This window comes from Rubrivirga sp. S365, assembly GCF_032248475.1.
Lineage (GTDB): Bacteria > Bacteroidota > Rhodothermia > Rhodothermales > Rubricoccaceae > Rubrivirga > Rubrivirga litoralis.
On the sequence record NZ_JAVTTN010000001.1, the window covers coordinates 3,353,958 to 3,369,203 of the forward strand.

Here is a 15,246-nt window from a genome sequence, read left to right on the forward strand (position 1 = left end):
GCGTCGACCTCGACCTCGACGAACAGGGCCGACCCTACCGCCCACGGCGGGCCGGCGGGCGGGGCGGCCTACAGCGGGACGACGAGGACGAGCGGGACGACCGCCCCGCCCTCGCGGTCGTCGTCGCCGAACACGTTGGGCGCCAGGAGGTGGACGAGCACGGCGGCGCCCGCCCCGACGCCCGCGCCGACGAGCACGTCGCTTGGGTAGTGGACCCCGTGCCACACGCGGGCGACGCCCGCCGCGCCGGCCCACGCCAGCGCCGGCCCGACCACGTACCACTCGGGGTACGACAGGCTCAGCGAGGTGGCGAGCGCGAACGCCGTCGACGTGTGGCCGGAGGGGAAGGAGTAGGGGTCGAACACGTCGTCGCCCTGGTGCTGGCGGTCGCGGGCGTCGACGCCCGCGACGGCCGCGTACGGGCGGGGCCGGCGGACGAGCCGCTTGAGCACGTACGTCAGCGCGAGCGCCCCGCCCTCGGCGGCGCCCAGGCGGAGGGCCGGGTCGAGGTCCGCCCCGCCCGCGAGCGCGCCGAGCCCGAGCGCCGGCGCGGCGCCGATAAAGACGGGGTACGCCGCCGCGTTGACGGCGCGCATCGGCCCGGTAAACGCCGGGGCGTCGACGCCGTAGACGGCGCGGAGCACGCGGACGTCGAGGGCGTCGGTCTGGGGCGGGAGCGAGTCGGGCGCGGCCTCCTGGGCGCCCGCCGAGGCGGCGAGGAGGACGAGGACGAGGGCGAGGGCGAACGGGCGGGGCGGCATCCGCCCAAGCTAGAACACCCTTCGGGTGGGTACGGGGTACGGGGTACGCCCCGATCTGATCTCGGCGCGCGCGTACCCCGCACCGGGTACCCTGTACCCATTTGCGTGTCGCTCCAGAACGCCCCGGCCGCGTCGCGTCGCGCGAATCCGCCCGCCGACGTGCGCGGCTTCGGCGGTGCTGGAACTGTGACGAGAGCCGGCCGTCACGAGCCCACGCGCTACGCTACAACGATCTCCCCCACCCCGCCCCCTCATCATGCCCGACGTCCACCACGACCCCGCCGCCCACACCTTTTCCGCCGACGTCGAGGGCGGGGCGGCCGAGCTGGAGTACCAGCACACCGGCGACACCGTGACGTTTGTCCACACGTTCGTGCCCGAGCCGGCGCGGGGCGGCAACGTCGGCTCGTCGCTCGTCGAGGCCGGGCTCGCGTGGGCGCGCGAGAACGACTACACCGTCGTCCCGCAGTGCCCGTTCGTGGCGTCGTACATGGACGGCCACCCCGAGACGCAGGACCTGCTGGCGTAGCCCATGCACGAGCTCCCCGACTTGGGCGTCCCCCTCCGCTCGCGGTTCGTCGACACCGCCGGCGCGCGGCTCCACGTCGTCGAGGCCGGGCCGGCGGACGGGCCGCTCGTCGTCCTGCTCCACGGCTTCCCTGAGTTCTGGTACGGCTGGCACCACCAGATCGCCCCGCTCGCGCGGGCGGGGTGGCGCGTGTGGGCGCCCGACCAGCGCGGGTACAACCTCTCCACCGCCCCGCCCGACGTGGCCGCCTATGACGTCGACCGGCTGGCGGACGACGTGGTCGCGCTCCTCGACGCGGCCGGCGCCGAGCGGGCGCGCGTCGTCGGGCACGACTGGGGCGCGCTCGTCGCGTGGTGGCTCGCGCTGCGGGAGCCCGAGCGCGTCGAGCGGCTCGCGATCCTCAACGTGCCGCACCCCGAGGCGTTCACGCGGTTCGCCCCGCGGGCGCCGTCGCAGCTGCTGCGGAGCTGGTACGTCGGCTTTTTCCAGCTCCCCGCGCTCCCCGAGCGGGCGCTCCGCCGGTTCGGGACGCGGGCGCTCATGATGACCAGCGCGCCGGGCACGTTCTCCGACGCCGACCTCGCCCACTACCGGGCGGCGTGGCGGCGCCCCGGCGCGGCGCACGGGATGATCTCGTGGTACCGCGCACTCGTGCGGCGGGCGGGGCGGCGGCAGCTGACGCCTTTCAACCCGACGGTCCGCCCGCCGACGCTCATCCTGTGGGGGACGGCCGACGTGGCGCTCGACGCGCGCCTCGCCGAGCGGTCGCTGGCGTACTGCCCACAGGGCCGGCTCGTCACGCTCCCCGGCGTGTCGCACTGGGTCCAGCACGAGGCGCCGGAGGCGGTCAACCGCGAGCTGCTCGCGTTCCTGGCGGAGTAGCCGCCCCGCCCCGCCCATCGAGCGCGGGCGGGGCGGGGAGGTGCCGGAGGTGCCACGCGACGACGAGGCCGAAGAACGCTCCGCCGACCACCAGCAGGCCGGACAGCACGAGTACGTCGCGGGCGGCCACGTCGCGCACGGCCGCAGCGAGGGCGACCAGCGCGGCTCCCGCCCCGCTCCACACGCCCACCTGAAGCGCGTATTCGCGCGCCCCGTACCCCCACCCCGCCGCCCGCCGGGCGGGGAGGATCGCCCGGAGCCGGTCGTAGTCCCAGACGAGGAGCCAGAGGCACGCCAGCGTCATCAGCACCGTGATGACCCACGTGCCCTGGAAGCCGACCGCGACCGTGATGACGGCGATGTTGAGGATGATCGGGAAGTAGATCACGGCGCCCAGGGTGGCCGTCGCCGGCCAGAGCAGGAGGAGGCCCGCCGTCACCTGCGCGATCCCTACGAAGGCGTAGAACTCGCTGGCCTGAAAGAACGCGTCGAAAAAGTAGCCGACGGGGTCGCTCGTCGGCAGGGACGTAAACCGGTGCCCGCGCACCTTCGTCATCCCCGGGATCACGAACCCGATCGCGAGGAGCACGCGCGTAACGGCCATAAACCGCTGGAGCGGGCGCGAGCGGACGGCCCGGGCGTGGAGGCGGTCGAGGGCGGTCATGGGCGGGGCGGCCAGCGGGAGGCGCCGGCGTACGCGGCCTCGGACCGCCGGTTACACGCCGCCCCGCCCGCCGGAGCGGGACGGGCGGGGCAGTAGCTTCGGGCATGCCCGACGACCTGTTCGACGCCGCCGCCGCGACGCGACGCGCCCGCTCCGCCCCGCTCGCCGACCGGATGCGGCCGCGCACGCTCGACGAGTACGTCGGGCAGCCCCACGTGCTCGGGCCGGGCACGCTGCTCCGCCGGGCCGTCGAGGCCGACCGCGTGACGAGCCTCATCCTGTACGGCCCGCCGGGGACCGGCAAGACCACGCTCGCGCGAATCGTGGCGAACACGACGCGGAAGCACTTCGCGTCCTTGAACGCCGTCCTCGCCGGCGTCAAGGACATCCGCGAACAAGTCGCGGCGGCCCAGGAGCGGCTCCGGCTCCACGGCCAGCGGACGATCCTGTTCGTCGACGAGGTCCACCGCTTTAACAAGGCGCAGCAGGACGCGCTCCTGCCCCACGTCGAGAACGGGACGGTCACGTTCGTGGGCGCCACGACCGAGAACCCGTACTTCGAGGTCAACAAGGCGCTCGTGTCGCGGAGCCGGATCTTCGAGCTCCACACGCTCACCGAGGCCGACCTGGGCGCCGTCGTGGCCCAGGCGCTCGCCGACCGCGAGCGGGGCTACGGCGACCGCGACGTCCAGATCGACGACGACGCGCTCGCCCACCTCGTCTCGACGGCCAACGGCGACGCCCGCTCGCTCCTCAACGCGCTCGAGCTGGCCGTCGAGACCACCCCGCCCGAGGCCGAGGGTGGGGCGATCCACGTGACGCTGGCCGTGGCCGAGGACTCGATCCAGCGCCGGGCCGTCCTCTACGACAAGGACGGCGACGCCCACTACGACACGATCTCGGCCTTCATCAAGTCGATGCGCGGGTCGGACCCCGACGCCGCGCTCTACTGGATGGCCCGGATGATCTACGCCGGCGAGGACCCCCGCTTCGTGCTCCGGCGGATGCTCATCTTCGCGTGCGAGGACGTCGGCCTCGCCGACCCCAACGCGGTCCGCCAGGCCGTGGCCTGCCAGCAGGCGTTCGACGTGGTCGGGATGCCCGAGGGCCGGTTCATGCTGGGCCAGCTGTGCGTCTACCTCGCGACCGCGCCCAAGTCGAACTCGGGCTTCGCCTTTTTCGCCGCGCTCGAGCACGTCGAGAAGGAGCAGACGCGCGACGTGCCCAACCCGCTCAAGGACGGCTCGCGCGACAAGAAGGGGCTCGGCCACGGCGAGGGCTACAAGTACCCCCACGCCTACCGCGGCCACTACGTCCCCGAGCAGTACCTCCCGGGCGGCATGCAGGGGACGTACTTCTACGAGCCCAGCGACCAGGGCTACGAGGCGCGGCTCGGGCAGCGCCTCGCCGACCTCCGGGCGCGCGACGACGAGGAGTCGATCGAGAAGCGCGTCCAGCGCTACGCCGCCGACGACGAGCCGCCCCGCCCCGCGTGAACGGGCGGGGCGGTGTGCCACGGGCGGGGCGGTGTGCCACGGGCGGGGCGGCCGCAACGAGTCCGCCGCCCCACCCCGCCCGCGCCGCCGAGAGCGGGGCGGGCGCAACAGACAGCCACCCCGCCCGTAGCGCCCGACCGCCGCCACCCCGCTCCCGCTCCGGTCACGCCGGAAGGGCTTCCGTGGGCGGGGTGGCCGCAAGTATCCTGCCCCTACACAATCCCGCCCCGCCCATGCGCTTGGCCACGTTCGCCGCGCTCGCCGTCCTCCTCGCCCCGCTCGCCGCGGCCCAGGACGATCCGCTCGCCGGCCTCCCCGACATCCCCTACGAGACGTTCGTGCTCGACAACGGGCTCACGCTCATCGTCCACGAAGACCACAAGGCGCCCATCGTGGCCGTCAACGTGTGGTACCACGTCGGGTCTAAGGACGAGCCCGACGGCAAGAGCGGGTTCGCGCACCTGTTCGAGCACCTCATGTTCAACGGGTCCGAGAACTTCAACGACGACTACTTCCAGGTCTTGGAGCGCGTCGGCGCGACGGACCTCAACGGGACCACCAACCCGGACCGGACCAACTACTTCCAGAACGTGCCGACCGAGGCGCTCGACGCCGTCCTGTTCATGGAGTCCGACCGGATGGGGCACCTGCTCGGGGCCGTCGACCAAGCCAAGCTCGACGAGCAGCGCGGGGTGGTCCAGAACGAGAAGCGGCAGGGCGAGAACAACCCGTACGGGATGACGCGCCAGCTCGTCAACGACGCGACCTACCCCGAGGGCCACCCCTACGACCACACAACGATCGGGTCGATGGAGGACCTCAACGCGGCCTCGCTCGAGGACGTCCAGGAGTGGTTCCGCACCTACTACGGCCCGAACAACGCCGTCGTGGTCGTCGCCGGCGACGTGACGCCCGAGGTCGCGCTGGAGAAGGTCGAGCGCTACTTCGGCGACATCGAGCCCGGCCCGCCCGTGGCCTCGTTCGAGCGCTGGGTCGCGCCGATGGACGGCGACCGCCGCCAGATCACGGAAGACCGCGTGCCGGCCGCCCGGATCACGCGCGTCTGGAACGTCCCCGAGGTCGGCTCGACCGACGCCAACCTGCTCTCCGTCGCCGCCTCGGTGCTCGCCTCCGGCAAGACGTCGCGGCTCTACGAGCGGCTCGTCTACCGCGACCAGATCGCGACCGACGTCTACGCCTACGTCAACACGGGCGAGATCGGGAGCCAGCTCACCATCGTCGCGACGGCCCAACCGGGCGCCGACGTCGCGGCCGTCGAGGCGGCGCTCGACGAGGAGATGGCGCGGTTCCTCCAGACCGGCCCGACGCAGGCCGAGCTCGACCGGGTCCAGACCGGGATCAGGGCCGACTTCGTCCGCGGCGTCGAGCGGATCGGCGGGTTCGGCGGCAAGAGCGACGTGCTCGCCGAGAGCCAAGTCTACCTGGGCAGCCCCGACGCCTACCGCGCGGACCTCGCCGAGGCGCTCGTGGCCACGCCGTCGCAGGTCCAGGACGCCGCCCAGCGCTGGATGACGACCGGGAGCTACACACTCGTCACCGTCCCCCGCCCCGAGCTCTCGGCCACGGCCTCGGCCGTCGACCGGACGGCCGGCGTGCCGGAGCCCGCCGGCGGCGTCCCCGCCGTGACGTTCCCGGACCTCCAGCGGCGGACGCTCTCGAACGGGCTCGACGTGGTGCTCGCCGAGCGCCATGACATCCCGCTCGTCGAGATGCGCCTGATCGTCGACGCCGGCTACGCGGCCGACGACCCGGCCCGGCCCGGCCTCGCGAGCCTCACGATGGACATGATGGACGAGGGGGCCGCCGGGCTCGACGCGCTCGAAATCGCCGAGCGCGAGGCGGCGCTTGGCGCCGAGATCGGGACGGGCGCCGCGATCGACGTGCTGACGGTCTCGGCGTCCGCGCTCACGGCGAACCTGGCCGAGACGCTCGACCTCATGGCCGACATCGCGCTCCGGTCCGACTTCCCGGCCGCCGACTTGGAGCGGCTCCGCCAGCAGCGGCTGGCCCAGATCCAGTCCGAGAAGTCGCAGCCGGTCGGCCTCGCCATCCGCGTGCTCCCGGCCAAGCTCTACGGCGAGGGCCACGCCTACGGCCTCCCGCTGAGCGGGTCCGGGACCGAGGCCGCCGTCCAGAGCTTCACGCGCGACGACCTCGCCGCCTTCCACGACACGTGGTTCCGCCCGAACAACGCCACGCTCGTCGTCGCCGGCGACGTGACGATGGACGCGCTCGTGGCCCAGCTCGAACGGCAGTTCGCCGGCTGGGAGCGGGGCGACGTGCCAGCCAAGAACGTGGCGACCGTCGAGCAGCCCGAGCCCCGGGTGTACCTGCTCGACCGGCCCGGCGCGCAGCAGTCGATCGTGATGGCGGCCCACCTCGCCCCGGGCCGCGACGACCCGAACGACCTGGCGACCGAGACGCTGAACACGCTGTTCGGCGGCAGCTTCACGTCGCGCGTCAACATGAACCTGCGCGAGGACAAGGGCTGGAGCTACGGCGCCCAGTCGCTCCTGCTCGGCGCGCGCGGCCAGCGGCCGTTCCTCGTGTTCGCCCCGGTCCAGACCGATAAAACGGGCGAGTCGATGGGCGAGATCGTCCGCGAGCTCCGCGACGTCGTGGGCGGCCGCCCCGCCACGGCGGCCGAGGTGGCGCAGGCCAAGGCCGGCCAGACGCTCACGCTCTCGGGCCGGTGGGAGACGCTAGGCGCGCTGGGCTCGTCGGTGGCCGAGATCGTCCAGTACGACCTCGACGACGACTACTACCAGCGCTACGCCGGCGAGATCACGGCGCTCGACACCGAGCGCGTGGCGCGCGCCGCGCAGTCGCTCGTCCGCCCGGACAACGTGGTCTGGGTCGTCGTCGGCGACCTGTCCGAGATCGAGGCGCCCGTCCGCGCGCTCGGCCTCGGCCCGGTCGAGATTATCGACGCCGACGGCAACACGGTCCGCTAAAGGCGCCACCCCGCCCTGGCCCCGAATCCGCCCCGCCCGCGATCTACGTGGGCGGGGCGGTCTGTGTCGTGCGGGCGGGGTGGTCGGGCGAGAGCCACCCCCGCCCGGCGAGGTTACCGGACCCGCCGGTCGCCGGGCGACGCCTCGGGCCGCCGCGTCTTGGTCACCGACAGCAGGATGCCCACGCCGATCATCGCGACGCCCCCGGCGCCGATCCAGGCGGCGGGCACGCCGGCCAGGTGCGCGCCCATCGCGAGGCCGGCGGTGAGGACGAGGAAGCCGAGGAGGTAGGCGGCGGTCGAGGACATGGGCGGGGTGGCGTAACGGGGGGTGACGTGTGACCGGCCACCCCGCCCGACGGCTCCCGCCCCCCCGTCCACCCCGCCCGAACGTCGTGTTTGCGTGACACGGGCGGGACCCGCCCTACGCCTCGGCCTCCTGGAGCGGGCGGATCACGCGGTCCACGAGCGCGTCTTCGAGCGCGTCCTCCTCGTACCACACGTTGTCGATCCAGAGCCCGAGTGTGGAGCGGACGCCCGAGCGGACGCCGGCCCGCTTCTGGGCCAGCACGGGCGCCGCCCCGCCCTCGTCGTCGAGCGCCGCGCGGACGGCGGCGCCGTCCAGCCCGAGCGCCTCGGCGTGGCCGACGAGTTGGTCGGGGCGGAGCTGGAGTTGGTGCGCGTAGAGCCGGTCGTGGAACGGCCAGAACGCCCCCTGCCGCCCGGCCGCCTCGGCCGCGACCGCCGCCGCCAGCGCGTGCGGGTGCGAGCGGACCGGGAAGTGCCGGAACGCGAGCCGAACCCGGTCCGGGTGCCGCTCGCGGATCTCGGTCACGATGTCGTAGACGTCCTTCGAGTACGGGCACTCAAAGTCGCCGTAGTGGACGAGGTGGACGACGGCGTCGTCGGGACCCGTGACATGATCGTCGGGGCCGATGGGTGGGTCGAGGGGCACGGGCAGAATGTTGTGACGGCCCCGAGGGGCGGGGTGGAACCAGAAGACGAGAGCGGCCGCCCCGCCCGGAGGTTCGGGCCGGGCGGGGCAGGCACCTCAGGCGACGCGCCCCGCCCCAGAGGCCTGCTCGACACGTTCCACGACCTCCATAACCGTTGTCCGCCCATGGTCGCGGGCGTACCATTTGCGGACCTCGCGGTAGCGGTCGCTCGGCTCCATCTCCTTGCCCGGCCCCATCACCCACGCCTGGAGGTCGACCGGCCGCGGCCCCCACCACGCGCGTTCGACGCCGTCGCCGTCGAGGACCAAGACGACGGGGATCGAGCGGCTGGTGCCCGTCAGGTGCTCGTCCATGAGGTCGAGGTTCTCGTCACGGGCGAGCAGCCGGAGGTCGAGGTTCGAGACGGCGTCCGCAAAGGCGGCCAGCACGGGGACCGTGTTGGCGGCGTCGCCGCACCAGTCCTCGCTGAGGACGAGGAGCCGCCACGTCCCGAGGGCGCCCTCGGCGCGGTCAGCGAGGTCCTGCGGGATGCGCGCGCGCGAGTAGTTCTGCTCCCACAGGCCGACGTTGTCCTCGGCGGTCGGGAGAAACTCGGCGAAGGTCTGCGCGCGGTCCCAGGCGGCCGAGCGGTCGGCGCCGATCGTTTCGGTGAGGGCGGGCGGGGTGGGCATAGGTCGGGGGGCGGAGTCCGAAAGCAACGCCGAGCAGACGGCGCGCGGTTCCGCCGCCTTACCCCGCCCCGCCCCCGCCGTCGGGCGGGGTGACGAGGGCGCAGGGCCGGCGTCGGAGACCGAGCCGGGGCGTCCCGCCTCCTACGCCCCCCCGCCCTTCGCCTCGCGCCCCACCCGCTCGACGGCCTCGTCCAGGTTCTCCGTGCTGATTTGGACGAACAGGCCCGTCGCCTCGCACACGACGCCGCCGTCTGGGCCGCGGAGCACGGCGCGGACCGGCGTCTTTTTGCCCACGGCCGGCTCGACCGCCACCTCGGCCGTCACGACCGTCCCGAGCGGGACCATCGCGCGGAAGTCGACCTCGATCCGCCCCGCCACGACGACGCGGCCCGTCGCGAGGGCGGCCATGCCCATGGCCTCGTCGAGGAGCGCCGCGAGCGCGCCGCCGTGGACGTGCCCCGGCGGCCCCTCAGCGCCCGGGCCGAACCATGCCCGCGCCCACGTCCGCCCGCCGCCGGCGTAGTAGCGGACGCGGATGCGGTCGCCGTCGTCGGACGACACGAACGACCGCGTGCCGATCATCTCCCAGAACGGGATGAGCGGGGTCCAGGACGGGTCGGAGGCGGACAGGTCGGGCGCGTTCAAGGCGGAAGGCGGAAGGCGGAAGGCGGAAGGCGGAAGGCGGAAGGCAAAGTGCACCACCCCGCCCGCGGCGTTCGCCGGGCGGGGCGGAAGACGGCTGGAATTGCAGCGGGCAGCGGGCAGCGGGCAGCGGGCAGCGGGCAGCGGGCAGCGGGCAGCGGGCAGCGGGCAGCGGGCAGCGGGCAGAAGATGCGCCACCCCGCCCGCGACGTGGGCGGGGCGGCATCGGGCGGGGCGGGGCCATGCCGGACCGTCCCGCTCTCGTCGTCCACCACCCCTAGCCCCTCTTGGCTGCGCCGACGCTGCGCGGTGGCCAGGAGAGGGACTGCCGGCGCCTCCAGGTGACGACGGCCTCGCCTGTCACCGCCCCACCCAAGTGTGAACGGGCGGGGCGGAACAAAAACGGGCGCCACCCCGCCCGCGCTTCCCTTTTCCCTTTTCCCTTTTCCCTTTTCCCTTTTCCCTTTTCCCTTTTCCCTTTTCCCGCCCGTACGCGGACGCCGGGCGGGGCGGCGTTCCCCCGGTAGCTTGCCGCCGCCGGCACCCGCCCATGCTCACGCGCCTCCACCGCTCGCTGCTCAAGAGCCTGCCGCTCCCGTTCGCGGCGGCGCTCGTGACGCTGCTGTTCCTGCTGCTCATGCAGTTCCTCATCCGGTACCTCCCCGAGCTCGTCGGGCGGGGGCTGCCGTTCGGGGCGCTCGTCGAGCTCGTCGCGTACAGCCTGGCGTACATGCTCACGCTGGCCGTCCCCATGGCGTGGCTCATCGCGCTGCTGGCCGCGTTCGGGCAGCTGGGCGAGAGCCGGGCGTACCTCGTGGCCAAGAGCGCGGGCGTGTCGCTGCCGCGGCTGGCGTGGCCGGTGGCCGTGGCCGGGCTGCTGCTCACGGGCGGAATGATGGTCTTCAACAACCAGATGCTGCCCGAGGCCAACTACCGGATGAGCGGGCTGTGGCGCGACATCAAGGTGAGCCGGCCCGGGTTCGCGCTCACGCCGGGCGAGTTCTACACGGGCGTGAGCGGGTACGCCATCCGCGCCGACGCCATCCCGCCCGACTCGACGGGGCTCCTGGTCGGCGTGACCGTCTTCGAGTCGCGGTCGGCGGGCGGGGGCTCGGCGGTCCTCACGGCCGACCGCGCGCGGCTCCAGACGCAGTACGGCGGGCAGCGGCTGACGATGCTGCTCGAGGACGGCGAGGTCCACCACCGGCGCCCGGAGGGGACGGCCGACGCCTACGAGCGGCTCGCGTTCGGGCGCCACCGCATGGCGTTCGACCTCTCGTCGCTGGGCGGCTTCGAGCGCCGCGAGGCCGGCGGCGGCCGCACCGACCGCTCGATGCGCACGACCGACATGCTCGTCGTTCTCGACTCGCTGGACCGCCTCGTGGACGCCCGCCACGACTCGGTCCGCGCCGCGCTCGCACGGGGCGGGGCGGCCGCCGGCGACGTCACGCCGGACCTCCTCGTGCGGCCCACCGACCGCCCCGCCCTCGGCACGGTCGTGGTCGCGGGCGGGGCGGCGGACTCGGCCGCCGAGCGGGGCGGGGCGGCCGCGGACTCGCCGCCCGACTCGGCGGCCGTCGGCGCCGACCGCCCCGCCCTCTCCGGCCTGGGCGGGGCGGCGCGCGAGGCGGCCTACGACCTCGCGGCCGAGCGCGCCCGCGCCGTCCAGTACGCCGCCGGGGCGGCGGCGGCGGCGGCCTCGCTGGAGGGCCAGCAGGCCGACCGCTACCGGGTCGAGATCTACAAAAAGAACTCGATCGCGCTGGCGTGCCTCGTGTTCGTGCTCGTCGGCGTCCCGCTCGGGCTGTCGATCTCGCGGGCCGGCGTGGGTGTCGTGGCGGCACTCGCCGTGGGCGTGTTCCTGTTCTACTGGGTGTCGCTGGTCCTGGGCGAGAAGCTGGCCGACCGCGAGACGCTGCCGCCGGCGGTGGGGATGTGGGCGGCCAACGTCATCGTCGGCGCCCTCGGCGTCTACCTCGTGGCGCGCGAGACGCGCGACCCGGCGTGGCGCGACCCCATCCGCGCCCTGGCGGGGCGGTTCCGCCGGCGCGGCGGCTGAGCGGGCAGCGGGCGGTGCACCACCCCGCCCGCGACGCGGGGCAGATCGGACGCTGTAGGGGCGACCGGCGGCCGCCCGCGTGGGCGGCGCAGTGTGCGACGGCGGGATCGGGCGCCACGTCACGGGCGGGGCGGCGTCGTCCAGGACCGCCCCGCCCCCGCCGAGCGGCCGGCCTTACTTCTCCGCCCCGCCCGGCGCGATGAGGGAGGGCGGGGCGGCCGGGGGTGCCGAGCCGTCGCCGGAGACTGACGCCGTGCGCTTCGTCTCGCCCCGCCCGTCGCGCCGCTCCGCCCCGCCCGTGGCGAAGCGCTGCGCGAGCGCGCCCAGGTCGACGCCCGTGATGCCGCGGACGAGCTCCGGCGTCGTCGCCATGAGCTGCGCGACGGTGTCGGTCACGCGGCCGGCGCCGGCGCCCGAGCCCGTGTCCACGACCGTCAGCTTGTCGATGGACGCGAGCGGCTTCGAGACCTCGCGGGCCAGCTCGGGCATCATCTTGGCCAGCAGGTCAAGCACGGCGGCCTCGCCGTACTTCTCGAACGCGTCAGCCAGCTTTTCCTTGGCCTCGGCCTCGGCGAACCCGCGCTCGCGGATAACCTCGGCCTCGGCGAGACCCTCGGCGCGGGCGCCCTCGGCGCGGGCGCGGGCCTCGGCCTCGATCTCGAACTGGCGCGCCTCGGCCCGGCGCATCTGGCGGAGCTTGTCGGCCTCGGCCGCCTGCTCGACGGCGTAGCGGTCGGCGTCGGCCTTTTTCTTGACCTCGGAGTCGTACTGCTTTTCGCGCCGCTCGATCTCCAGCTTCTCGAGGTCCACCTCGCGCTGCTTCCGCACGAGCTCGACCTGCATCTGCTCCTCGACGACGGCCCGCTGGCTCGACGCCTCCTGGACCGAGTACGCGAGGTCGGCCGCGGCCTTGGCCGTGTCCTCGTCCTTCTTGAACGCGGCCACCTTCAGCTCGCGCTCCATCGTCGCCTCGGCCACGTTCGTGTCGCGGACGAGCTCGGCCTTCTGGCCCTCCTCGTCGGCGTTCGCCTTTTTGATGCGGGCGTCGCGCGTGGCCTCGGCCTCGGCGATGTCGGCGTCGCGCTTGATGGCCGCGATGCGCGGGCGGCCGAGCGCTTCGAGGTACCCGTTCTTGTCGCGGACGTCCTTGATCGTGAAGCTCACGATCTGGAGCCCCATCTTCTGCAGGTCGCGCGCGGCGACCGACTGGACCTCCTGGGCGAACTTGTCGCGGTTGCGGTAGACCTCCTCGACGGTCAGCGTACCGAGGATGGCGCGGAGGTGGCCTTCGAGCACCTCGCGGGCCTCGACGCGGAGCTCCTCGTCGGGCTTGCCCAGGAACTGCTCGGCGGCCGTCGCCACGTGCTCGACCGACGAGCCCACCTTGATCACGGCCACGCCGTCGGTCATGACCGGGACGCCCTCGGCCGTGTAAACCTCGGGCGTCATGACGTCGAGCTTGTGCGAGAGCAGCGAGAGGTGCTCGCGCTGCTGCACGATGGGGACGATGAACGCCCCGCCCCCGCGGACGATCTTGACTTTCCGGGCGCTCTCGTCGGTCAAGACGTTTTTGCCGCCGAGCGCGGCGCCGGTGATGATCATGGCCTCGTCGGGCGAGACCGTCTTGTAGCGGCTCGCGACGAGCATCACGATGAGCACGACGGCGACGACGGGGAGGACGATCGCGAGGAGGGTCGGGTCCATGGGAGCTGGGGGTACTCGGTACGGGGTACAGGGTACGGGAGGCAGTACCGCGTACCCGGTACCCCGTACCTGCGCGTCAGCGCGTCTGGAGGCGGGGCGGGAGCGCCCGCTGCTCGGGCGAGGTCTCGGTGTCGGTCCGGTCGAGCGGGGCGACGAGGAGCACGCCGTCGCGGCCCACCTCGACGACGACGACCGCCGTGCCCGACGCGATGGGGTCGCCCGAGAACGAGGCGGCCGTCTGGAACGTGGTGCTCGCCCCCATGCGGACCACGACCTCGCCGAAGCCGCCGGCCGGCACGCCCGTCGTCAGCTCGCCCGTCTTGCCGGCGTACTCGCGGACGGAGAACCCGGTCGAGTTCTCGCTCTGCTTCATCGGCCGCACGTAGGCCACGTGGAGCACGACGGCCGCGAGCACGGCGATCGCGGCGGCGGCGGCCACCTCGGGCACGGGCGCGAGGTCGGCGTAGGCGTCCAGGAGCAGGCCCGCCCCGCCGAACACGGTCACGCCGGCGACGCCCGAGAGCGGGTCGAAGGCGTCGACCGCGTCGAGCACGCCGTCGAGCGCGTCGATGACCGCCTCCAGCGCCTCGCCGGCGAGGACGAGGAGGAGCGAGACGGCAAAGCCGCCGCCGAGGCAGTACCAGTAGAGCGTCGTCATGGACGCGCGGGCGGGGTGGCGTGTAGGGCAGCGCCGGCCTACGGGTCCGGCGTCCCCCTAGTTACGCACGCCGCCCCGCTCGGGGAACTCTTTTAGAGACCGACCTTCGGCGACGGACGGCGCGCCACCGCGCGCTACCCGTAGACTCGGTCGAGCACGTCGAGCGGGCGGGGCGGGGCGGTCCGGTGGAGGACGAGGAACGAGGCGAGGCAGGCGAGGCCGACGGCGGCGAGCGACCCCAGGCGGAGCAGGGACATGGGCGCGGAGGCGGGCGATGCGCGCAGCTCCCCCAAACGTCAAGCCAAACAAGGGGAAGCGTCGCCGCCGCCGTCTTTAGCTGCCCGGACGGGGTCGCACGCGGGACAGCGGACCGCCCCGCCCGCCGAGCGGGGCGGCCACCGCCAGGGCGAGCCGGTGCGGTCGCGTTACGATCGACCCGGGCGGTCGTCGGTGTAGAACGGGTTGGCTGCGCCGCCGCCCGGGTCGGGGCGGTCCAGCCCCAGGTACATCCGGCTCATGCGGACGTAGTGCCGGGCGTTGGCGCGGTTGGCCTCCACCTCGTCGTCGGTCAGCGGCCGCACGACGCGGGCGGGGAGGCCGACGACCAGCGAGCGGGGCGGGACGACCACCCCGCCCGCTACGAGCGCCCCGGCCCCGACGATGCTCCCCGCTCCGATCACGGCGCCGTCGAGCACGACGGCGCCCATTCCGATGAGCACGCCGTCCTCGACTGTGCACCCGTGGACGACGGCGTTGTGGCCGACGGTCACGTCGGCCCCGATTCGGCACGGGTGCGTCCCGCGCGAGACGTGGACGGTCGCGTTGTCCTGGACGTTCGAGCCGGCCCCGACCTCAATCCAGTGGACGTCGCCGCGGAGCGAGGCGCCGTACCACACGCTGGCCCCGTCGCCCAGCGTGACGTCGCCGACGACGGCGGCGGTGTCGGCGACGAACACGGGCGACCCGAGGCGGGGGGAGCGGCCGAGGAAAGCGGAGGTCATGGGGACTGGGGACTGGGGACTGGGGACTGGGGACTGGGGACTGGGGACTGGGGACTGGGAAGGTGTGCGGCCGCCCCGCCCGGTGCAACCGGAGGAAGATCACCACCCCGCCCCGCGGCGCTGGCGTTCCGGGGGCGGGGTGGCTGCCAGAGTCAGGCGCCGACGCCGGGCCGCCCCGCCCTCGGCGCGCCGCCCTTCTCGGGGATGCCCCGACCGCGCGGACCGAACCGTGGGGGCGGGGTGGCGTAC

General features: G+C 74.0%; 15 protein-coding genes. 5 read left to right on the forward strand and 10 right to left on the reverse strand.

Annotated features, from left to right (window positions below; translation table 11 throughout):
• Positions 1 to 68 precede the first annotated feature (68 nt).
• Complete coding sequence (locus RQM47_RS14680) at positions 69 to 761, reverse strand: phosphatase PAP2 family protein (RefSeq protein WP_311665422.1); 693 nt, start codon at positions 759 to 761, stop codon at positions 69 to 71.
• 256 nt (positions 762 to 1,017) lie between these two features.
• Here RQM47_RS14680 and RQM47_RS14685 point away from each other — a divergent pair, with 256 nt between their 5' ends.
• Together RQM47_RS14685 and RQM47_RS14690 are read left to right on the forward strand one after the other, a co-directional pair.
• On the forward strand, positions 1,018 to 1,290 hold the full coding sequence (locus tag RQM47_RS14685; protein WP_311665420.1) for a GNAT family N-acetyltransferase: 273 nt from the start codon (positions 1,018 to 1,020) through the stop codon (positions 1,288 to 1,290).
• A gap of 3 nt (positions 1,291 to 1,293) precedes the next feature.
• Positions 1,294 to 2,172, forward strand: a complete 879-nt coding sequence (locus tag RQM47_RS14690) for an alpha/beta hydrolase (protein WP_311665418.1) — start codon at positions 1,294 to 1,296, stop codon at positions 2,170 to 2,172.
• Here RQM47_RS14690 and RQM47_RS14695 read toward each other — a convergent pair.
• Positions 2,138 to 2,836: a hypothetical protein gene (locus RQM47_RS14695; RefSeq protein WP_311665416.1), complete on the reverse strand. Its 699-nt coding sequence runs from the start codon at positions 2,834 to 2,836 to the stop codon at positions 2,138 to 2,140. The two genes, RQM47_RS14690 and RQM47_RS14695, sit on opposite strands and share 35 nt — an antisense overlap.
• A 104-nt stretch (positions 2,837 to 2,940) precedes the next feature.
• Between RQM47_RS14695 and RQM47_RS14700 the strand changes: the two genes are divergently transcribed.
• Together RQM47_RS14700 and RQM47_RS14705 are read left to right on the forward strand one after the other, a co-directional pair.
• Positions 2,941 to 4,332 carry an AAA family ATPase gene (locus tag RQM47_RS14700; protein WP_314009397.1) on the forward strand — a complete coding sequence of 464 codons (1,392 nt, stop codon included), beginning with the start codon at positions 2,941 to 2,943 and terminating at the stop codon, positions 4,330 to 4,332.
• A 233-nt stretch (positions 4,333 to 4,565) separates the two neighbouring features.
• Complete coding sequence (locus tag RQM47_RS14705; protein WP_314009398.1) at positions 4,566 to 7,307, forward strand: pitrilysin family protein; 2,742 nt, start codon at positions 4,566 to 4,568, stop codon at positions 7,305 to 7,307.
• Positions 7,308 to 7,420: 113 nt separating this feature from the next.
• Here RQM47_RS14705 and RQM47_RS14710 read toward each other — a convergent pair whose 3' ends face one another.
• The 4 genes from RQM47_RS14710 to RQM47_RS14725 all read right to left on the reverse strand — a co-directional run bounded on the left by RQM47_RS14710 (position 7,421) and on the right by RQM47_RS14725 (position 9,578).
• Positions 7,421 to 7,615: a hypothetical protein gene (locus tag RQM47_RS14710; RefSeq protein ID WP_311665953.1), complete on the reverse strand. Its 195-nt coding sequence runs from the start codon at positions 7,613 to 7,615 to the stop codon at positions 7,421 to 7,423.
• A gap of 115 nt (positions 7,616 to 7,730) precedes the next feature.
• A complete protein-coding gene (locus RQM47_RS14715; protein WP_311665955.1) occupies positions 7,731 to 8,261 on the reverse strand; it encodes a DsbA family protein in 531 nt (176 codons plus the stop codon).
• 96 nt (positions 8,262 to 8,357) lie between these two features.
• The gene (locus RQM47_RS14720) at positions 8,358 to 8,933 is read right to left on the reverse strand and encodes a thioredoxin family protein (RefSeq protein ID WP_311665957.1); all 576 of its coding nucleotides are present in this window, start codon (positions 8,931 to 8,933) and stop codon (positions 8,358 to 8,360) included.
• A gap of 141 nt (positions 8,934 to 9,074) precedes the next feature.
• A complete protein-coding gene (locus RQM47_RS14725) occupies positions 9,075 to 9,578 on the reverse strand; it encodes a PaaI family thioesterase (RefSeq protein WP_314009399.1) in 504 nt (167 codons plus the stop codon).
• A gap of 547 nt (positions 9,579 to 10,125) precedes the next feature.
• On the opposite strand from RQM47_RS14725, the gene RQM47_RS14730 reads away from it, so the two are divergent.
• Entirely contained in the window at positions 10,126 to 11,634 is a 1,509-nt protein-coding gene (locus RQM47_RS14730; protein ID WP_314009400.1) for an LptF/LptG family permease, read from the forward strand.
• A 174-nt stretch (positions 11,635 to 11,808) separates the two neighbouring features.
• Here the strand turns inward: RQM47_RS14730 and RQM47_RS14735 are convergent, their stop codons facing one another.
• The 4 genes from RQM47_RS14735 to RQM47_RS14750 form a co-directional block, all read right to left on the reverse strand.
• Positions 11,809 to 13,338, reverse strand: coding sequence for a flotillin family protein (locus RQM47_RS14735; RefSeq protein WP_311663218.1), 1,530 nt, complete (start codon positions 13,336 to 13,338; stop codon positions 11,809 to 11,811).
• 76 nt (positions 13,339 to 13,414) lie between these two features.
• Complete coding sequence (locus tag RQM47_RS14740; RefSeq protein WP_314009401.1) at positions 13,415 to 13,996, reverse strand: hypothetical protein; 582 nt, start codon at positions 13,994 to 13,996, stop codon at positions 13,415 to 13,417.
• Positions 13,997 to 14,130: 134 nt separating this feature from the next.
• Complete coding sequence (locus RQM47_RS14745) at positions 14,131 to 14,253, reverse strand: hypothetical protein (protein WP_311663222.1); 123 nt, start codon at positions 14,251 to 14,253, stop codon at positions 14,131 to 14,133.
• Positions 14,254 to 14,421: 168 nt separating this feature from the next.
• Positions 14,422 to 14,997: a gamma carbonic anhydrase family protein gene (locus RQM47_RS14750; protein WP_311663224.1), complete on the reverse strand. Its 576-nt coding sequence runs from the start codon at positions 14,995 to 14,997 to the stop codon at positions 14,422 to 14,424.
• Positions 14,998 to 15,246: the final 249 nt, after the last annotated feature.